This window comes from Pseudomonas sp. MWU13-2100 (assembly GCF_023242365.1).
GTDB lineage: Bacteria > Pseudomonadota > Gammaproteobacteria > Pseudomonadales > Pseudomonadaceae > Aquipseudomonas.
Genome location: NZ_JALLIX010000060.1, coordinates 1 through 19,207 on the forward strand (window position 1 = coordinate 1; position 19,207 = coordinate 19,207).

19 protein-coding genes are annotated in these 19,207 nt (G+C 63.2%); 11 read left to right on the forward strand and 8 right to left on the reverse strand.

Features of this window, described 5'->3' with window-relative positions:
• Positions 1-172 precede the first annotated feature (172 nt).
• Together M5B99_RS27485 and M5B99_RS27490 are read left to right on the forward strand one after the other, a co-directional pair.
• Positions 173-652, forward strand: a complete 480-nt coding sequence (locus tag M5B99_RS27485; RefSeq protein WP_248799413.1) for an NYN domain-containing protein — start codon at positions 173-175, stop codon at positions 650-652.
• A 26-nt stretch (positions 653-678) separates the two neighbouring features.
• Positions 679-1,290, forward strand: coding sequence for a PolC-type DNA polymerase III (locus M5B99_RS27490; RefSeq protein ID WP_248806995.1), 612 nt, complete (start codon positions 679-681; stop codon positions 1,288-1,290).
• 270 nt (positions 1,291-1,560) lie between these two features.
• Here the strand turns inward: M5B99_RS27490 and M5B99_RS27495 are convergent, their stop codons facing one another.
• On the reverse strand, positions 1,561-2,022 hold the full coding sequence (locus M5B99_RS27495) for an Lrp/AsnC family transcriptional regulator (RefSeq protein WP_248806996.1): 462 nt from the start codon (positions 2,020-2,022) through the stop codon (positions 1,561-1,563).
• Positions 2,023-2,183: 161 nt separating this feature from the next.
• Between M5B99_RS27495 and yedA the strand changes: the two genes are divergently transcribed.
• Both yedA and M5B99_RS27505 read left to right on the forward strand, forming a co-directional pair.
• A complete protein-coding gene (gene yedA, locus M5B99_RS27500) occupies positions 2,184-3,074 on the forward strand; it encodes a drug/metabolite exporter YedA (RefSeq protein ID WP_248806997.1) in 891 nt (296 codons plus the stop codon).
• A gap of 57 nt (positions 3,075-3,131) precedes the next feature.
• Complete coding sequence (locus tag M5B99_RS27505) at positions 3,132-4,466, forward strand: DEAD/DEAH box helicase (protein ID WP_121134952.1); 1,335 nt, start codon at positions 3,132-3,134, stop codon at positions 4,464-4,466.
• Positions 4,467-4,555: 89 nt separating this feature from the next.
• On the opposite strand, the gene M5B99_RS27510 is transcribed toward M5B99_RS27505, so the two are convergent.
• Both M5B99_RS27510 and M5B99_RS27515 read right to left on the reverse strand, forming a co-directional pair.
• The gene (locus tag M5B99_RS27510; protein WP_248806998.1) at positions 4,556-5,794 is read right to left on the reverse strand and encodes a TIGR03862 family flavoprotein; all 1,239 of its coding nucleotides are present in this window, start codon (positions 5,792-5,794) and stop codon (positions 4,556-4,558) included.
• 205 nt (positions 5,795-5,999) lie between these two features.
• Positions 6,000-6,920 (reverse strand): histone deacetylase, encoded by a 921-nt coding sequence (locus tag M5B99_RS27515; RefSeq protein ID WP_248806999.1) that lies wholly within the window; start codon positions 6,918-6,920, stop codon positions 6,000-6,002.
• A 93-nt stretch (positions 6,921-7,013) separates the two neighbouring features.
• Here M5B99_RS27515 and M5B99_RS27520 point away from each other — a divergent pair, with 93 nt between their 5' ends.
• The 3 genes from M5B99_RS27520 to M5B99_RS27530 all read left to right on the forward strand — a co-directional run bounded on the left by M5B99_RS27520 (position 7,014) and on the right by M5B99_RS27530 (position 9,264).
• Positions 7,014-7,583, forward strand: a complete 570-nt coding sequence (locus M5B99_RS27520) for a GNAT family N-acetyltransferase (RefSeq protein WP_248807000.1) — start codon at positions 7,014-7,016, stop codon at positions 7,581-7,583.
• 221 nt (positions 7,584-7,804) lie between these two features.
• The gene (gene tesB / locus M5B99_RS27525; RefSeq protein WP_248807001.1) at positions 7,805-8,674 is read left to right on the forward strand and encodes an acyl-CoA thioesterase II; all 870 of its coding nucleotides are present in this window, start codon (positions 7,805-7,807) and stop codon (positions 8,672-8,674) included.
• The gene (locus M5B99_RS27530; RefSeq protein WP_248807002.1) at positions 8,671-9,264 is read left to right on the forward strand and encodes an HAD family hydrolase; all 594 of its coding nucleotides are present in this window, start codon (positions 8,671-8,673) and stop codon (positions 9,262-9,264) included. Before tesB ends, M5B99_RS27530 begins: the two co-directional genes overlap by 4 nt.
• Positions 9,265-9,487: 223 nt before the next feature.
• Here M5B99_RS27530 and M5B99_RS27535 read toward each other — a convergent pair whose 3' ends face one another.
• The gene (locus M5B99_RS27535) at positions 9,488-10,441 is read right to left on the reverse strand and encodes an alpha/beta fold hydrolase (protein WP_412548765.1); all 954 of its coding nucleotides are present in this window, start codon (positions 10,439-10,441) and stop codon (positions 9,488-9,490) included.
• Positions 10,442-10,477: 36 nt separating this feature from the next.
• Positions 10,478-11,371 (reverse strand): neutral zinc metallopeptidase, encoded by an 894-nt coding sequence (locus tag M5B99_RS27540; RefSeq protein WP_248807004.1) that lies wholly within the window; start codon positions 11,369-11,371, stop codon positions 10,478-10,480.
• 156 nt (positions 11,372-11,527) lie between these two features.
• Here M5B99_RS27540 and M5B99_RS27545 point away from each other — a divergent pair, with 156 nt between their 5' ends.
• From M5B99_RS27545 to M5B99_RS27555, 3 genes are all read left to right on the forward strand, one after another.
• Positions 11,528-12,259, forward strand: coding sequence for a GntR family transcriptional regulator (locus tag M5B99_RS27545; RefSeq protein ID WP_248807005.1), 732 nt, complete (start codon positions 11,528-11,530; stop codon positions 12,257-12,259).
• Positions 12,260-12,300: 41 nt separating this feature from the next.
• Positions 12,301-13,584 carry an MFS transporter gene (locus M5B99_RS27550; protein WP_248807006.1) on the forward strand — a complete coding sequence of 428 codons (1,284 nt, stop codon included), beginning with the start codon at positions 12,301-12,303 and terminating at the stop codon, positions 13,582-13,584.
• 149 nt (positions 13,585-13,733) lie between these two features.
• Positions 13,734-14,573, forward strand: a complete 840-nt coding sequence (locus tag M5B99_RS27555) for an amidohydrolase family protein (protein ID WP_248807007.1) — start codon at positions 13,734-13,736, stop codon at positions 14,571-14,573.
• A 139-nt stretch (positions 14,574-14,712) separates the two neighbouring features.
• Here M5B99_RS27555 and trmA read toward each other — a convergent pair whose 3' ends face one another.
• Both trmA and M5B99_RS27565 read right to left on the reverse strand, forming a co-directional pair.
• Entirely contained in the window at positions 14,713-15,792 is a 1,080-nt protein-coding gene (gene trmA, locus M5B99_RS27560) for a tRNA (uridine(54)-C5)-methyltransferase TrmA (protein WP_248807008.1), read from the reverse strand.
• Positions 15,789-17,084, reverse strand: a complete 1,296-nt coding sequence (locus M5B99_RS27565) for an NCS2 family permease (protein WP_248807009.1) — start codon at positions 17,082-17,084, stop codon at positions 15,789-15,791. The genes trmA and M5B99_RS27565 overlap by 4 nt, the downstream gene beginning before the upstream one ends.
• Positions 17,085-17,333: 249 nt before the next feature.
• Between M5B99_RS27565 and M5B99_RS27570 the strand changes: the two genes are divergently transcribed.
• The gene (locus M5B99_RS27570) at positions 17,334-17,786 is read left to right on the forward strand and encodes a DUF4879 domain-containing protein (RefSeq protein WP_248807010.1); all 453 of its coding nucleotides are present in this window, start codon (positions 17,334-17,336) and stop codon (positions 17,784-17,786) included.
• Here the strand turns inward: M5B99_RS27570 and M5B99_RS27575 are convergent.
• Positions 17,783-19,045 carry an MFS transporter gene (locus tag M5B99_RS27575; protein ID WP_248807011.1) on the reverse strand — a complete coding sequence of 421 codons (1,263 nt, stop codon included), beginning with the start codon at positions 19,043-19,045 and terminating at the stop codon, positions 17,783-17,785. The two genes, M5B99_RS27570 and M5B99_RS27575, sit on opposite strands and share 4 nt — an antisense overlap.
• Positions 19,046-19,207 lie beyond the last annotated feature (162 nt).

Below are 19,207 nucleotides of genomic sequence, written 5' to 3' on the forward strand. Positions count from 1 at the left end.
ACCGCCAAAAGCTTTGTAGACAACCAGGCTCCTGAAAATCTGTTCCTCCAGCCCATCCTCGCCCCGCCGAATATTCGCTGAACCTTCCCCCAGGCTGGCATACTGCGCACCTAATCGCTTCCGAGCGCTCGTCATCACCCGCCAGTGCGCTTTTGCGCCATGAGGATTCGCGGTGAAGAAAATCGCTGTGTTCGCCGATGTGCAGAACCTCTACTACACCGTTCGCCAGGCCTATGGTTGCCACTTCAACTATGCCGCCCTGTGGGCCGATATCAGTCAGCGCGGGGAGATCGTCGAGGCGTACGCCTACGCCATCGATCGCGGCGACAGCAAGCAGCAGCAGTTCCAGCAGATCCTGCGCAACCTGGGCTTTACGGTGAAGCTCAAGCCGTATATCCAGCGCAGCGACGGCTCGGCCAAGGGCGACTGGGACGTGGGCATCACCATCGATATCATGGATGCGGCGCCGCATGTCGATGAGGTGGTGCTGGCCTCCGGCGACGGCGATTTCGACCTGCTGCTCACGCGTATCATCGGCAAGCACGGCGTCGAAGCCGTGGCCTATGGCGTGCCGGGGCTGACGGCCAACTCGCTGATCCGTGCCGCGAGCCGCTACGTGCCCATCGAAGGCGCGTTGTTGTTGAGAAACTGAAACCGATTTTGCAAAGGGCTGGGCTTTTGGAACGTATTGCGGTCATCGACTTTGAAACCACGGGCATCACCCCGAACGCGGGGTGCCGGGCCACGGAAATCGCCGTGGTCATCCTGGAACAAGGGCGCATCGTCGACCGTTACCAGAGCCTGATGAATGCCGGCGTGCGCGTGCCGGCCTTTATCGAACAGCTGACCGGCATCAGCAACGCCATGTTGCGTACGGCGCCGTCGGCGGAGCGGGTGATGAACGAGGTCAACGAGTTTGTCGGCACCACCCCGTTGCTGGCGCATAACGCCGCGTTCGACCAGAAGTTCTGGGACTTCGAGCTGGGGCGGATCAAGCGCACGCGGTTGCAGAACTTTGCCTGTTCGTTGCTGTTGGCGCGGCGGTTGATGCCTGCGGCGCCGAATCACAAGTTGGGTACGCTGACCGCTTTCGCCCGCTTGCCGAATACGGGCCAGGCGCACCGGGCCATGGCCGATGCCGAGATGGCGGCGAACCTGCTGGCGCATATGGCCGGCGAGTTGCGCGACAAGCATGGGGTGCAGGCGTTGTCCCATGATTGGTTGTGCAAATTGCAGAAGGTGCCGGCGGCGAAGATTGGCGAGCATTTGAAGCGGTATCGGGGCGTTTGATGGCGCTGTTGCGGACAATCCGGTATTTACGCCCGCTCGCCACAAGACCGCACTCCGCTTCAAGTTTCCTTGGCTGACTGGCATTGCTCCTGAGAGGCCCCCAAGATCGCCAAAAGCTTCGCTGACAAGCCAGGCTCCTACAGGGTTTTGTCGTATGCAGCCCATGTGTACGACGCAGAACTGTAGGAGCAAGCTTGCTCGCGATGGGGTACGAAGCGCCCCAAAAAACGGCAAGCACGGACCATCAGACGAAACACGGCAGCCGGTTTATCAGCCCTTCGCCTTCCCATTCATCTCCAAATGCCCCAACGGCACCCGCCGCTCAATCGCGCTCGACAGCACAATCGAGGTCTTGCTGAAGCCGAACTGGGCAATCCGATTGATCAACTGCTCCAGCTCCGCCATGCTCCCCACCGCCGCCTGCAGAATCACGCAGGGATCCCCGGTCACCCGATGGCATTCGGTAATCTGCGGAATCTGCGCCAGTTCATCGTAAGGCTGCTGCTTGCCATGCTGGTTGAGCCGCAGCTCGATCACGCACTGGATCGGCAAACCAATCTTCGCCAGGTCCACCTTGGCCTGATACCCGGTGATGACCCCGCTGCTTTCCAGCTTCGCCACCCGCTCCGCCACGGCCGGCGCCGACAGGTTGACCTTGCGCGCCAGTTCGGCGAATGAGGCGCGGCCATTGTCCAGCAGCTCACCGAGGATCAAACGGTCGTATTTATCCATCCACAGGCTCTCTATTACGCGGGCTTTCGAAACAACGGCCAAAAGCCATGATATCTATGCTTTGCAAAGTGTACTGGCCTTATAACACGGTTTTGTAACTTATTATTTGTCAGGCGCCTTTCTAGAATAAGCCTTCCTAGTCCTGCCTGGATCTGCCCCCCATGCCCGCCCCACGCCGTTTTCCGTTACCGCTGATCGGTGCCTTTTTTGCGTTGTATTTCATTTGGGGCTCGACCTACCTGGCCATTCGTATCGGCGTGGAATCCTGGCCACCATTGATGATGGGCGGTATCCGTTTCCTGATCGCCGGTAGCCTGCTGTACGCCTATCAGCGTTTGCGCGGGGTGCCGGCGCCGACCTGGCAACAATGGAAGGCGGCGGCGGCCATCGGCGTGCTGCTGCTCAGTTTCGGCAATGGCGCGGTGACCCTGGCCGAACACATGGGCGTGGCCTCGGGCGTTGCCGCGCTGACGGTGGCCACGGTGCCGCTGTTCACCTTGCTCTGCGGCTTTTTCTGGGGCAATCGCAATACCGGTCTCGAATGGGCCGGGATTGTGCTCGGCCTGATCGGTATCGCCCTGCTGAACATGGGCTCCAATCTGCAAGCCAGCCCACTCGGCGCCGGCCTGCTGTTGTTGGCCGCCGCGACCTGGTCCTTCGGTTCGGTGTGGAGCAAGCACCTGCCGCTGCCCCAGGGCGGCATGGCCAGCGCGGCGGAAATGCTGGTGGGCGGCGTGGTGCTGCTGCTGGCCAGCTTTGTCCGCGGCGAGCGCCTGACCCAGATGCCCACCACCGACGGCTGGATCGCCCTGGCCTACCTGGTGTTCCTCGGCTCCATCGTCGCCTTCAACGCCTATATGTACCTGCTCAAGCATGTGCGCCCGGCGGCGGCCACCAGTTATGCCTACGTCAACCCGGCTGTGGCGGTGCTGCTGGGCATCCTTTTTGCTGGCGAGCAGATCGGCTGGCAGGAGTGTATCGCCATGGGGGTGATCATCAGCGCCGTGGTGTTGATCGGTTTACCGCAGTGGCGCAAGCCGAAAGAGGCCTGACAGGGTAAACTGCCGCGCATTGCTTCACGGCGCTGACACTTTTCCTACGGTATTTCCATGACATTCGCCACACTCGGCCTGATCGAACCCCTGACGCGGGCCCTGGACACCCTGGGTTACCAGACCCCCACACCGATCCAGGCCCAGGCCATTCCCGCCGTATTGGCCGGCCGCGACCTGATGGCCGCGGCCCAGACAGGCACCGGCAAAACCGCCGGTTTCGCCTTGCCGCTGCTGCAACTGCTGACCATGGAAGGGCCGAAGGTCACCGCCAACTCGGTGCGTTCGCTGATCCTGGTGCCGACCCGCGAGCTGGCCGAGCAGGTGCATGAAAGTGTGCGCCAGTACGCCGAGCACCTGCCGCTGAGCACCTATGCGGTGTACGGCGGCGTCAGCATCAATCCGCAGATGATGAAGCTGCGCAAGGGTGTCGACCTGCTGGTGGCGACCCCGGGCCGTCTGCTCGACCTGTACCGCCAGAACGCCCTCAAGTTCAACCAGTTGCAGACCCTGGTACTCGACGAAGCCGACCGCATGCTCGATCTCGGTTTCCAGGAGGAACTGGGCAATATCTACAAGGCCCTGCCGAAGAAGCGCCAGACCCTGCTGTTCTCCGCGACTTTCTCCGATGCCATCCGCCTGTTGGCCGGGCAGATGCTCAACGATCCGCTGAGCATCGAAGTCAGCCCGCGTAACGTCGCCGCCAACACCGTCAAGCAGTGGCTGGTGACGGTGGACAAGAAGCGCAAGCCGGAGCTGTTCGTGCACCTGATGCGCAAGCAGCACTGGAAGCAGGTATTGGTGTTCGCCAAGACCCGCAATGGTGTTGACCAACTGGTGGAAAAACTCCAGGGCCTGGGTATCAATGCCGACGGCATCCACGGCGACAAGCCCCAGGCTACCCGCCAGCGCGCGCTGGACCGCTTCAAGGCGAGCGAGATCCAGATCCTTGTGGCCACCGATGTGGCCGCCCGTGGCCTGGACATTGAGGACTTGCCGCTGGTGGTCAACTTCGACCTGCCGATCGTGGCCGAGGACTACATTCACCGGATCGGTCGTACCGGCCGTGCTGGTGCCACCGGTGAGGCGATTTCCCTGGTCTGCGCCGATGAGGTGAATCTGCTGTCGGCCATCGAGACCCTGACCCGTCAGCCCCTGAAGCGCCAGGACGAAGCCGGTTTCGAGCCGGATCACCGGGTGCCGGACACCGATGCCTCGGGCAGTGTGATCAAGAAACCGAAGAAGCCGAAAAAACCGAAGGCCGCCGGTGGCAAGCGCAACCTGGGCAAGTGGGTCGACAGCGGCGAGAAGCCGGAAGACGTGGTGCAGTCGATCAAGCCGGTGCGCAAGGTACCGGTGTTCAATACCGGGCCGCGCAAGCGCAAGCCGTAGGACCAGCACAACTATTGTAGGAGCTGGCTTGCCAGCGATGGGGCCCTTGAGTCTTGCATCGATTTCAAGGACGCCATCGTCGGCACATCTCAGGCCCGCTGCCGCAACCACTCCAGTATCCCTTGTCCCGCCACCCGCCCGCTGGCAAAGCAGGCGGTGAGCAGGTAGCCGCCAGTCGGCGCTTCCCAGTCGAGCATCTCGCCGGCGCAGAACACCCCGGGCAACGCCTTGAGCATCAGTCGCTCGTCCATTGCCTCGAACGGTACGCCACCCGCGCTGCTGATGGCCTCGTCCAGCGGCCGCGCCTTGACCAGCGTCAGCGGCAGGGCCTTGATGGCGCCGGCCAGACGCGCCGGGTCGGCAAAGGTCTGGGCATTGGTCAGCTCGCGCAGCAACGCAGCCTTGATGCCGTCGATCCCCAACAGGCTATGCAGGTGCTTGGCCATGGAACGCGAGCCACGCGGCTTGGCCAGCGCGGCCTGGACCTTGGCCAAAGACTTTCCGGGCAGCAGGTCGATCTCGATGGTCGCGCTGCCGTCCTGGTTGATCTGCTCGCGAATCGGCGCGGACAGCGCGTAGATCAGGCTGCCTTCGATGCCGCTGGCGGTGATCACGCATTCACCCAGGCGCGGCGTGCCGTGGGGCAGGGCGATGGCGACGTTCTTCAGCGGCGCACCGGCAAACTTGCCGCGCAGGACCTCGCTCCAGGCCGCGACGTCGAAGCCGCAGTTACTCGGTTGCAAGGGCGCGACCGCCACCCCTTGTTGCTCCAGCAGCGGCAGCCAGGCTCCATCGGAGCCCAGTCGTGCCCAACTGCCGCCGCCCAGGGCCAGGAGCGTGGCCTCGGGACGCAGGGTTTTTTCGCCCTCGGGGCTGTGGATAACCAGCTTGCCGTCGCGCCAGCCCTGCCAGCGATGGCGGGTGTGGATAACTACCCCGGCTTCGCGCAGGCGCTTGAGCCAGGCACGCAGCAGTGGGGCGGCTTTCATATCGCTGGGGAAAACCCGACCGGAACTGCCGACGAAAGTAGTTATCCCCAGGCCGTGAATCCACTCGCACAGTTCATCGGCGCCAAAAGCCCGGAGCAGCGGGGCGATGTAGGGCGCACGTTCGGCGTAGCGGGACAGGAACGCCGGATAGGCTTCGGAATGGGTGATATTCATGCCGCCGACGCCAGCGAGCAGGAACTTGCGCCCGACCGAAGGCATGCCGTCATAGAGATCGACCTGGATACCCGCCTGGCTCAGCACCTCGGCGGCCATCAGGCCGGCGGGGCCGCCACCGATAATGGCGACGTGGGGGGAGAGGGCGGGGGCTGGCTGGGTCATGGCGGGCGGCGAATTGGCTGAACGAGCCGGGCATTCTACGTTTTTCCACCGATGATGTGGTGTCCGCAGGCCCTTGGAGGGGACTTCAGAGTGGTTGTACGAAAAACATACAGTCTTGCGCAGCCCTTTCCCCATAAGGCCTACAGCGCATTTCACTCAGGTTATCCACAGGCGGTTCCACAGCCATTGTGGGTAAGCCCAGGTTTCAATGACAACCTGATGACCTCCAGACCTTTTGCGCGCTGTGGTGCAGGATCCCGTGGCGCCGGGCCAATGCCTGGCGATCCTTGCTGTAGCCGCCGCCGATCACCCCGACCACCGGGATATCGCGGCCCAGGCAATGGCGCATGACGCTTTGATCGCGGGCGGCCACCCCTTCATCGGTCAGCTTCAGGTAACCCAGGGCATCGTCCTTGTGCACGTCCACGCCGGCGTCGTATAGCACCAGGTCCGGTTGGTAGAGCGGCAGCAGGTAATTCAGGCTGTCATCCACCACCTTGAGGTAGTCGCTGTCGCCCATGCCCATCGTCAAGGGGATGTCCCAGTCGCTGTGGGCCTTGCGCGCCGGGAAGTTTTTCTCGCAGTGCAGGGAAACCGTGATGGCGTCCGGGGTGTCTTCCAGGATGCGCGCCGTGCCATCGCCCTGGTGCACGTCGCAATCGAAGATCAGCACCCGCCCCACACGACCGCTTTCCAGCAGGTAGCGGCTGATGATCGCCAGGTCGTTGAAAATGCAGAAGCCCGCCGGGTGATCGTAATGGGCATGGTGCGTGCCGCCCGCCAAGTGACAGGCCAGACCGTGGTCCAGCGCTTGTTCGGCGGCCAGCAGCGAGCCGCCCACCGCACGCACGGTACGCCGCGCCAGCGCCTCGTTCCAGGGCAGGCCGAGGCGACGTTGGTCCTCGCGGGACAGTTCGCCGGCCATATAGCGCTCGATATAGCCACGGTCGTGGGCCAGGGCAAGGATATCCACAGGGCAGATCTGCGGGCGCAGCAGATCGGCATCCCGGGTCAGGCCGCTGTCCACCAGGTGATCGCGCAGCAGGCGGAATTTGTCCATGGGAAAGCGATGGTCCGCGGGAAAGTCCGGGCTGTAGTCGTCGTGGTAGATCAAAGGCAGCGGCATGGCGAATTCATGTAGGAAGAAGTGAAGGATCTTATCAGCGCGATACACTGACGAGCAGGGCGTCAGCGTTGAAAGAAGCCGGAGGGAGAGTTGATGGAGCCGATACTGCAACTTGAGAGTGCACGCTTGCTGTTGCGCCAGTGGCGCGACGAGGACTTGCCGGAGTTTGCCCGGATGTGTGCCGATCCTCAGGTAATGCGCTACTTTCCGACGGTCCTCGATCGTCTGCAAAGTGCCGCGCTGATCGGCCGGATTCGCGGGCACTTCGCCGAATACGGCTTTGGCCTCTGGGCGCTGGAGCGCAAGGACACCGGGGCCTTTATAGGCCTGACCGGGCTGATGCAGGTGAACTTCGAGGCCGACTTCACCCCGGCGGTGGAGATAGTCTGGCGCCTGTCCCGCGAGCACTGGGGCCTGGGCTATGCCAGCGAGGCGGCCTGGACCGCCTTGCGCTGCGGTTTCGAGCGCCTGTCCCTGGACGAGGTCGTGGCCTTTACCAGTGAGAGCAACACAGCGTCGCAGAAGGTCATGCAGGCCATCGGCATGCATTACGACCCGCAGTCCGACTTCGAGCATCCGAAGCTGGCCGACGATCATCCGCTGCGCCGTCATGTGCTCTATCGCATCAGCCACGCGCAATGGCTGCGCACCCTGCAAGGATAACCCCGGGGTTGGCCGATCCGCTGCACCGCCGCAAGCGGTAAACGCTGTATCATTCGAGGCCTGTGGTGTGGCGTCCCGACAAGCCAGCTCCTACAAGGGATGCGGTGTTTTCAATATTTCAGTTCCGCATGATCGGCACTGAAAACCGCCGACCACACAAGCACGGATGGCTTGATCTCGTCGTTAAGTGAACAGTATTGCCCTGTGTGAGGAACGTTTGAATGAGCCAAGTGCTGGAAGACCTGGTCGACTTGCTGACCCTGGAGCCGATTGAAGAAAACCTGTTTCGCGGCCGCAGCCAGGACCTGGGCTTTCGCCAGTTGTTCGGTGGCCAGGTGCTGGGCCAGTCGTTGTCGGCGGCCAGCCAGACGGTCGAAGAAGCACGACATGTGCATTCGATGCACGGTTATTTCCTGCGCCCGGGCGATGCCGGCCTGCCGGTGGTCTACTCGGTCGACCGGGTGCGCGACGGTGGCAGTTTCAGCACGCGGCGCGTCACGGCGATCCAGAAGGGCCAGCCGATCTTCACTTGCAGCGCCTCGTTCCAGTACGACGAGGAAGGCTTCGAGCACCAGAGCAGCATGCCGCAGGTGGTGGGGCCGGAGAACCTGGCCACGGAGCTGGAACTCACCCAGCAGCGTGCGCACCTGATCCCCGAGCACATGCGTGAAAAACTCCTGTGCCCCAAGCCCATCGAAGTCCGCCCGGTCACCGAGAAGGACCCTTACAACCCGCAGCCGGCGGACCCGGTCAAGTACGTCTGGTTCCGCGCCGATGGGGCACTGGCCGACTTGCCGGCGTTGCATAAATACCTGCTGGCCTATGCTTCGGACTTCGGTCTGCTGACTACCTCGTTGCTGCCCCATGGCAAGTCGGTGTGGCAGAAGGATATGCAGGTCGCCAGCCTTGACCATTCGCTGTGGTTCCATGCCGATCTGCGCGCTGATGACTGGTTGCTCTATGCCATGGACAGCCCGTGGGCCGGCAACTCCCGCGGGTTTTCCCGGGGCAGCGTGTACAACCGCGCTGGTGTGCTGGTGGCCTCGGTGACCCAGGAAGGCTTGATCCGTCATCGCAAGGATTGGGCATGAGTCTGGCCGAGGTACGGCATTGGGTGTTCGATATGGACGGCACCCTGACCGTGGCCGTGCACGATTTCGCCGCGATCCGCGTGGCGCTGTCGATTCCGCCGGAACACGACATCCTTACGCATCTGGCGGCCTTGCCGGCCGATGAAGCCGCGGCCAAGCATGCCTGGTTGCTGGAGCACGAGCGTGATCTGGCGCTGGGCTCGAAGCCGGCGGTAGGCGCGGTGGAGCTGGTGCGTGAGTTGGCGGGGCGCGGTTATCGTCTCGGCATCCTGACGCGCAACGCCCGCGAGCTGGCCCATGTGACGCTGGAGGCCATTGGCCTGGCGGACTGTTTTGCCGAGGCCGATGTGCTGGGCCGCGATGAAGCGCCGCCCAAGCCGCATCCGGGCGGTTTGCTGAAATTGGCCGAAGCCTGGAATGTGGCGCCAAGCGAGATGGTGATGGTCGGTGACTATCGTTTCGACCTGGATTGCGGGCGGGCGGCGGGGGCCCGGACCATATTGGTCAACCTGCCGGACAACCCGTGGCCAGAACTGACGGATTGGCATGCCGAGGATTGCCTGGCGCTTCGGCAGATGCTTTCGGCTTGAGGGCCGCTTCGCGGGCAAGCTCCGCTCCCACAGGAGGTGTGTCGTACACGAGTCTTGAGTTCGACGCGCCTTCGCGGCGGTGCGGCGACCCGACAAGCTCCACTCCCACAAGTTTTGAGTACTACGCAAAATCTGCGCTCGACGCAAAACCTGTGGGAGCGGAGCTTGCCCGCGAAGTGGCCAGTGCGGCCAACACGGCTCCCATTGCCCACACTGAAAACCATCAGCGTTGAAACAACGCCTTCTGCCCCTGCGGCGAAGTCAGCATGCCATCGCCGTTATGCCCGACCCCGGGCACCTCGACCAGCGTCTGCGTGAACCCTTGCGGATGACGCTGTTGCAGGTAGGCAAAATAGTTCTGCCCGCGAATCAAGCGATACGCTCCCTGAGCTTGCGCCCCGCAGCTCTTGTCCAGCGCCGGATGGTTCGGATCGGTGTCCTGTTGCCCCAGCAGGTAGGTGATATCGCGCTGTACATAACCCTGTTCCAACTGCGCCGGTGATTGCCCCTTGGCGTAGTCCGGCAGGTTCTGCAGGCCATACTTCCAGTCGTTGAATCCCGGGCAACTCGACGGATTGAACCCCGCCACCGGCCGCTGGGCATTGAAATACGCATAGGACGACGGGTTGGCGATCACATAACGCAGCTTGATGCCACTCCCCGCCAACTGCGTATCGCCATGCCCGACCAGCGCATAGCGCTGCACCACCTGGCCGCCACCGGAATGCCCGGCGACGACCACTTCACGCAGGGCCGGAAATTTCTTCCGATTGCCCAGGCGCGCCAGGACTTCATCCAGCGCGGCATAGGAGCTCATCGCTGAAGCCCCGGTCGATTCAGAACCGGCCATCCAGTCATCGCCCTGCCAGCGCAGCAGGTTGCCCGGCAGGTGATTGCGCCGCACATCGCTTTCATTGAGGAACTGCGGGGCGATGATCAGCGTGTTGCGCTCCTGGCCCGCCTGGGCCGCGGCGGTTTCCGCGCTCTGCAGGTAGGTCATGGCATTGCGCAGCCGCCCGTGCACGATGATCAGCACCCGCTCCACATCCGGCATAGGTCCCTGCCAGTCGCGATTGAGCCCGACGCTCAGTTCTCCGGCCGATAGCTTCAAGTGATTGGGGCTGACTTCCTTGACCCCGGTTGCAGCGGCCTGGACCTGGGCGCCGATGACGCACATGCCCAACAGCAATGACCCACACACTAGCTTTTTCATTCACAGACTCTTGGCGGCGAAGGTATCGCATTGGTTGAGTTGCCCTTGGGCGAAGCCGGTCTTGAACCAGCGCACCCGTTGCGCAGAGGTCCCGTGAGTGAAGGAGTCCGGCACCACGCGACCCTGACCCTGCTGCTGGAGACGATCATCACCGATTGCGTTGGCGGCATTCAAGGCTGCTTCGATATCACCGGGCTCCAGCCATTTCAGACGTTGCTGCGCATGGTAAGCCCAGACCCCCGCGAGGCAGTCGGCCTGTAGTTCCTGGCGGACCAGTAAACCACCGTCACCTTCCATCTTCTGTCCTTGCTGGCGGGCCGCCTGCATCCGGGCGGACACGCCGAGCAGGTTTTGCACATGATGACCGACTTCGTGGGCGATCACATAGGCCTGGGCAAAGTCCCCGGCGGCCTTGAAGCGCTGGGACATTTCGCGGAAGAAATTCAGGTCCAGGTAGACCCGTTGATCCGCCGGGCAATAGAACGGCCCGGTGGCGGAGGAGGCCAGGCCGCAGGCGGAGGCGACCCGTCCGCGGAACAGCACCAGCGTCGGGTCTTTGTATTGACGACCGGCCTGCTGGAAGATCTGGCCCCAGGTGTCTTCGGTGTCACCGAGAATGGCCCGGACGAAGTCTGCCTGCTCATCATTGGCCGGCGGTGCCTGGCGGGTCTGCTGGAGGGTGGGGGCGAGAGATTGCTGGCTGAGCTGGTTGCTGACTTCTCCGAGAATTTGCATGGGGTCCTGGCCCGTGAGCAGGCCGATGCCGACGATCAACACGACGGCCGCCAGGCTCAAGCCCCTGCCACCGCCAAAACGCAGACCGCCACTCCCGGCATTGCTGTCATCGCGAGCATCCTCCACGTTGTCGCTACGTCTTCCTTTTCTCCAGAGCATGTGGGAATCCTCTTGTTGCTGTGCCAGTCAGTGTTGCTGCTGAGGGAGATGGGCGCCAGTCCGGTCGTCAGGCCGATTCGACTGGGCACTTGACGCTTTTCCCTTCCAGGAGAATACTCGGCAATAATTCATATAGATGACTGTATAACTACAAAAATGAATATTCTTTCCAGCGACGAACGCCTGCCCCTCTATCAACGTCTGCGCGACGAACTGGCCCGGCAAATTGCCAATAACCGCTGGCGCCCGGGCGAAGCCATTCCCACCGAAGCGGTACTGGCCGGCGAGTACCAGCTGTCCATCGGCACTGTGCGCAAGGCCATCGACAAACTGGTGGAGGAGGGCATTCTTGAACGCCATCAGGGGCGCGGCACCTTTATCCGCCGTCCGCAGTTCCAGTCTTCGCTGTTCCGCTTTTTCCGCTTTCAGACCCTGGCCGGTGAACGCCAGGTTCCCGAAAGCCGAATCCTCAATATCGATTCCCTGCCCGCGCCCTCGGCGGTCAGCCAGGCCCTGGGGCTACCGCCCGAGGCCGAGGTGATTCGCCTGCTCCGTTTACGACTGCTGGAAGGTACGCCGCTGTTGGTCGAGGAGATCTGGCTGCCCAAGGCGCCGTTCCAGGCCTTGCTGAGCGCCGACCTGGACCGGCAGGGCCCGTTGCTCTATCCGATCTACGAGGAACTGTGCGGTCAGGTCGTCGCCAGTGCCGAGGAAACCCTGACCGCCGAGGCGGTGGCCGAGGTGCATGCGCGGCTGTTGCGGATTGAAACCAACAGCCCGGTGGTGGTGATCGAGCGCTTGGCTCGCAACTACGCCGGCCAACCCCTCGAGTGGCGGCGCTCGCGTGGCCATGCCAGCCACTTCCGCTACAGCGTCGAGATTCGCTGAGCCCCGGCTTGCTCGCTGTTCACCTATAAGGATAAGAAATCATGTTCAGTTGGTATCGTGACATCACCTCGAGGGAGCGCAAAACCTTCTGGGCCTGCTTTGGCGGCTGGTCCCTGGACGCACTGGAAGTGCAAATGTTCGGCCTGGCGATCCCCGCCCTGATCGCCGCCTTCGCCTTGAGCAAGGGCGATGCCGGGTTGGTCAGCGGTGTGACCCTGGTCAGTTCGGCCATCGGTGGCTGGCTCGGCGGCACCCTGTCCGACCGTTATGGCCGGGTCCGTACCTTGCAATGGATGATCCTCTGGTTCTCGCTGTTCACCTTCCTCTCGGCCTTTGTCACCAGCTTCAACCAGTTGCTGGTCGTCAAGGCGCTGCAAGGCTTCGGCATCGGCGGCGAGTGGGCGGCGGGCGCGGTGCTGATGGCCGAGACTATCCAGGCGCGGTTTCGCGGCAAGGTCATGGGCGCGGTACAGAGCGCCTGGGCGATCGGCTGGGGCGCGGCGGTCGGGGTGTTTACGCTGATTTATACCTTCGTGCCCGAGGCCATGGCCTGGCGCGTGATGTTCCTGGTGGGCTTGCTGCCGGCGCTGCTGGTGATTTATGTGCGACGCAGTGTGGTCGAACCCGATAGCGCGCAACGCCAGGCCAAGGCCGCGGGCCTTGGCCTGTTGGCGTCGATGGCGGCGATCTTCCGTCCCGAATTGCTGCGGGTGACGCTGCTGGGCGGCATCCTGGGCCTGGGGGCGCACGGTGGTTATCACGCGGTGATGACCTGGCTGCCGACCTTCCTCAAGACCGAGCGCAACCTTTCGGTGTTGAGTTCCGGTGGCTACCTGGCGGTGATCATCGTGGCGTTCTGGTTCGGCTGTGTGGTCAGCGGCCTGCTGCTCGACCGTATCGGCCGGCGCAAGAACATCATCCTTTTTGCCTTCTGTTGTGTGGTCACGGTGCAGTGCTATCTGTTCCTGCCGCTGAGCAATACCCAGATGCTGTTCCTCGGCTTCCCCCTGGGGTTCTTTGCCGCCGGGATCCCGGCCAGCCTGGGCTCGTTCTTCAATGAGCTGTATCCGGCGGATGTCCGCGGTGCCGGGGTGGGCTTTTGCTACAACTTCGGTCGTGTGCTGTCGGCGGTGTTCCCGTTCATGGTCGGGCACATGAGCGAGTCGATGTCCCTGGGTTCGGCCATTGGTATCGATGCGGGGATTGCCTATGGCGTGGCGGTGCTGGCTGCGTTGGCGTTGCCGGAAACCAAGGGGCGCAATCTGCTGGGGGCCGTGACGCAAACTGCGCCGGCCCAGCGCACTAATCTCAGTCAATTATCCTGATAACGCCACAGCTCTGTAGGAGACGGATTGCTGGCGAGAGCGGCCGATCAGGCGATGCAAGGCTCACGGACCCCATCGCCAGCAAGCCGGCTCCTACAAGGTTTGTATTCAACCTTCCTTTTTGCGGCGCTTTACCCTAGATGAGTTCCATGTCCGAGACTTGCCCATTGCCGATTCGCGGCATCGATGCCCACGCCCATGTTTTTCAGCGCGGTCTGGGGCTGGCGACCGTGCGCCGTTATGCGCCGGACTATGACGCCACCCTGGCCGATTACCTGCAGCATTTGCAGGAAAACGGTCTGAGCCATGGTGTGCTGGTGCAGCCGAGTTTCCTCGGCACCGACAACCGTTACCTGTTGGCGGCGTTGCAGCAGGCACCCGAACAGCTGCGTGGCGTGGTGGTGGTCGAGCGTGATATTGCCTTCAGCGAGCTGGAGCGGATGGCCGCGCTCGGTGTCGCGGGCGCACGTTTGAACTTGATGGGGCAGCCGCTGCCGGACTTTACCGAGGCGTCGTGGCGGGTGTTTTTCGACCATTTGCGCCGCCTCGACTGGCATGTCGAAGTGCATCGCCAATTAGCGGATCTGCCGGCGTTGATCCGGCCGCTGCTGGCATTGGGGTGCAAGGTGGTGGTCGATCATTTCGGCCGTCCCGATGCCCGGCTTGGGGTCGAGCAAGCGGCTTTTGCCCGTCTGCTTGAGCAGGGTCAAAGCGGGCGGTTGTGGGTCAAGGTTTCGGGCATCTACCGGTTGGGCGGGACGCCGCTGGAGAACCTGCATTTCGCGGAACAGGCCCTGTCGCTGATGCTGCAAACCCTGGGGCCGGATCGTTTGCTGTGGGGCAGCGATTGGCCGCATACCCAGCATGAGCAGGCGGTGAGTTTCGCCTCCGAGTTCGATTGCCTGCGCCGTTTGGCTGGCGATGCGCGACTGCGCCAGTATCTGCTGTGCGATACGGCGGCCGAGTTGTTCGGCTTTGTGAGGGACTGAACTGGCTGGCTGTGGGAGCGGTGCTTGTCGGATCAGCGCCGCGAAGCCTTTAGCGGCTTCAAGGGCCTCTTCGCGAGCAAGCTCTGCTCCCACAGGGGAGGCGTTCGGGCTTGGTTTACGGGATCGGCCCTTACCGGTTTCAGCGACGGGTCAGCAACACCCCGGATTCCATATGATGGGTCCAGGGAAATTGATCGAACAGCGCGCAGCGTTCAATGCGGTGCGTATCGTGCAGTTGCGCGATATTCGCCGCCAGGGTCTCCGGGTTGCAGGAGATATACAGGATATTGTCGAAACGCCGGGTCAGCTCGCAGGTGTCCGGGTCCATGCCGGCGCGGGGCGGGTCGACGAATACGCTGCCGAACTCATAGCTTTTCAGGTCGATGCCGTGCAGGCGCCGGAACGGGCGAACCTCGTTCAGCGCTTCAGTCAGTTCCTCGGCGGACAGGCGTACCAGGGTGACGCTGTCCACGCCGTTCTCGTCGAGGTTGCTCAAGGCGGCACTCACCGAGGTCTTGCTGATCTCGGTGGCCAGCACCTTGCGCACCCGGGTCGCCAGCGGCAGGGTGAAGTTGCCGTTGCCGCAGTACAACTCCAGCAGATCGTCAGAACGCTCGCCCAGGGCCTCATGGGCCCAGTTGAGCATCTTCTGGTTCACCGTGCCGTTGGGCTGGGTAAAGGCGCCCTCCGGTTGCCGGTAGCTGAAGGTGCGCCCGGCAATTTCGAACTTTTCCACCACGTAGTCATGGCCGATCACCACGCGCTTGCCTTTGGAGCGGCCGATGATGCTGACGCCAAGGTCGGCGGCCAGTTGCTCGGCGGCGCTCTGCCAGTGCTCGTCCAGCGGCCGGTGATAACACAGGGTGATCATCGCGTCGCCGGCCAGGGTGGTCAGGAACTCCACCTGGAACAGCTTGTGGCTCAGGGGCGCGCTGGCTTGCCAGGCGGCCTTGAGCTTGGGCATCAACTCATTGATGCGCAGGCTGGCGATGGGGAACGCTTCGATCAGGATCGGCGTGCGCTTGTCGTCCTGGGAAAACATCGCGTAGTGGCGTTCGCCCGCTTCACGCCACAGGCGAAATTCCGCCCGCAGGCGAAAGTGCTGCTGGGGCGAGTCGAACACCCGCGGCTCGGGGGCATCGAACGGCGCCAGCAGATCGCGCAAGCGCGCGACCTTGTCTTCGAGCTGAGCGGTGTAGGTGTTGGAGTCAAAAGTCATGCGTTGAACCAGCCCAGCTTGATCACGAACAGTATCGACAGAATCACCAGCGCCGGGTTCAGTTCGCGGGCGCGACCGGACAGCAGCTTGATCGCGGTCCAGGCAATGAAGCCGAACGCGATGCCATTGGCGATGGAATAGGTGAACGGCATGGCCAGGGCGGTGACCACCACCGGTGCGGCTTCGGTGATGTCATCCCAGTTGATTTCCGCCAGGCCCGAGGTCATCAGCACGGCGACGAACAGCAGCGCCGGTGCGGTGGCGAACGCCGGGACGCTGCCGGCCAGCGGCGCGAAGAACAGCGCCAGCAGGAACAGCACGGCTACCACCACGGCGGTCAGGCCGGTACGGCCACCGGCGCTGACGCCCGCCGCCGACTCGATGTAGCTGGTGGTGGTCGAGGTGCCCAGCAGCGAGCCGGCCATGGCGGCGGTGCTGTCGGCGATCAGCGCGCGGCCCATTTTCGGCATGTGGCCGTCCTTGCCCATCAGTCCGGCGCGCTTGGCGACGCCGATCAGGGTCCCGGAGTTGTCGAACAGGTCGACGAACAGGAAAGCGAAGATCACGCTGACCAGGCCGATGTTCAGGGCGCCCTTGATGTCCAGTTGCAGGAAGGTCGGGGCCAGCGACGGCGGTGCCGAGACGATGCCGCCGAACGGGCTGAAGCCCATCAGGATCGAGACGATGGTCACGCCGAGGATGCCGATCAGCACCGCGCCACGGACTTTCAGGGCGTCGAGGGCGACGATGGCGGCAAAGCCCAGGGTCGCGAGGATCGGCGCTGGTTGCTTGAGGTCACCGAGGCCGACCATGGTCGCCGGGTTGCTCACCACGATGCCGGCGTTGTGCAGGGCGATCAGCGCCAGGAACAGGCCGATACCGGCGGCAATCGCCGAGCGCAGCGGCAGCGGGATACTGTTGATGATCCATTCGCGGATACGGAAGATCGACAGCAGGAAGAAGCACACCGCCGAGATAAATACCGCCCCCAGCGCGACCTGCCAGGTGTGGCCCATATGCAGGACCACGGTGTAAGTGAAGAAGGCGTTGAGGCCCATGCCCGGCGCGAGGGCGATCGGGTAGTTGGCGATCAGACCCATCACCGTCGAGCCGAAGGCCGCGGCCAGGCAGGTGGCGACAAACACGGCGCCCTTGTCCATGCCCGTTTCGCCGAGGATGCTCGGGTTGACGAACAGAATGTAGGCCATGGCCAGGAAGGTGGTGACGCCCGCGAGTATCTCGGTGCGCACATTGGTGTTGTGTGCCTTGAGTTGAAACAGCCTTTCCAGCATCTCTGCTCCCCCGTGGCGCACTCGGCGCCGTGAATGAATCGATCCCCAAACAGCCAAGCACAGACTCTAGCGGCCTGATGAGCTTCTGTCTGTGGAAAAAAGCCGCGCATCATACCAGTGGTTTGTGCCGGTTGGCTGCGCGTTGCAAGCAAGATGCCAGGACATCAGCAAAAAACTTCTGTTCATGCCGGGCTGCGCTGTCGTCGTCGGGTGCATAAGGCATACTGCAGGCTCCTTTCGGAGGGATTTATGAGCAGTCGAGTGAAGAGTCTGGTCCTGGGCATGGGCCTGGTGATGGCCAGCACGGTCCTGACGGCGTCTGCCGCACCGGCCCAGGCGCTGATCGGCGTGGCCCTCTATACGGTGGTGTCCAAGGGCTGTGTCGAGGACGTGTCCGACGGTCGCGGGCAAACCCAATGCGCCCATCACGGGCCGATCACCGTGACGGTGGTGGAGTCGGGCTATGGCCGCGGTCTGCAGGCCTTTCTCAACGGCGCCCCCCTGCCATACGCCACGCGCAGTTCGCTCTGCGAATTCCAACGGCCATTCGCGCCTTGCACCAGCGGCAAGGTGGTGGGTTACAAATTCAGCTATGTGTTTGAACTGGACAGCCAGCAGGTCGGCACTTTCGTTGTCGCCGATCGTTCGCTGACGGCACCGGTGCGGACCCTGGGTGCGGAAATTCAAATCGCCGCCTACTAGGCGACGCTCGCCGGTTCGGCCACTGGTTCCGATTGGCCAGGGGGCTCGTGCATGCGATCGCGCCGGGCCAGGGTCGGAAACAGTTTCATCCAGCTCCCGGTGATCACCAGGGTGCCGATACCGCCCATCACCACGGCGGGCACGGTGCCGAACCAGTGGGCTGTCAGCCCCGACTCGAACTCGCCGAGCTGATTGGATGCGCCGATAAACAACCCGTTCACGGCGCTGACCCGGCCGCGCATCTCGTCCGGGGTTTCCAACTGTACGAAGGATGCGCGGATCACCATGCTGATCATGTCCGCCGCGCCCAGTACCACCAGTACCGCGAGGGAGAACCAGAACGAGGTCGACAGGCCGAAGGCGATGGTTGCCACGCCGAATACGCCGACGGCGCTGAACATGATTCGCCCGACCTTGCGTTCCACCGGGAAGCGCGCCAGCCACAGCGACATCAGCAGGGCACCCACCGCTGGGGCCGAGCGCAATAGGCCCAGGCCCCAGGCGCCGGTCAGCAGGATGTCCTTGGCGAACACTGGCAGCAAGGCCGTGGCGCCGCCCAGCAGCACGGCGAACAGGTCCAGGGAAATAGCCCCGAGAATGTCCGGGCGACTGCGGATAAAGCGAATCCCGGCCAACAGCGAGTGCAGGGTGGCCTTGCCCTTGTTCAGGGCGATCTGCCGCGCCGGCAGGTTGAGCATCAGCGTGCAGGCGATCACATACAGGGCCACGGTGGGGCCATAGACCCAGGTGCTGCCCAGGGCATAAAGCAAGCCCCCGAGAGCCGGGGCGACGATGGTCGCCAGTTGCTGGGCCGACTGCGCGGCGGCCACGGCGCGGGGAAACAGGGCGGTCGGCACAATGGACGGCAACAGCGCCTGGGTGGTGGGCATTTCGAAAGAGCGCGCCGCTCCCAGCAGGAACGCCAGGATAAAGATCATTTCCCGGGTCACATGCTGGGTTGCGCTGCCGATGGCCAGGCTCAGGGCGATCAGCGCCTGCAACGACTGGCACAGCGCCGCGACCTTGCGCCTGTCGTAGCGGTCGGCGACATGCCCGGTGTGCAGCATGAACAGCACCCGCGGGGCGAACTCCACCAACCCCACCAGGCCCAGGTCCAGCACATTGCCGGTCAACTGGTAGAGGTTCCAGCCGATGGCCACGGTGAGCATCTGGAAGCCGCTGGCGGTAAAGATCCGCGCCAGCCAGAAAGCCAGGAAAGGGCGGTGGTGGCGCAGCAGCAACGGCGTCTGGGCGGGCATCGGCGGGCTCGTCTGGGCGGGGGACAAGACAGATTATCATTGCCATGTAACAAAAAGTTGCTGAGCTGCCTATGTTTTTTCCGGATCAGTTGGCCTCTGCGCCTGAGGCAACCTGTCACGCGGCAAAAGACCACACAGCCCGGTCGTCGGAATGGGACTACT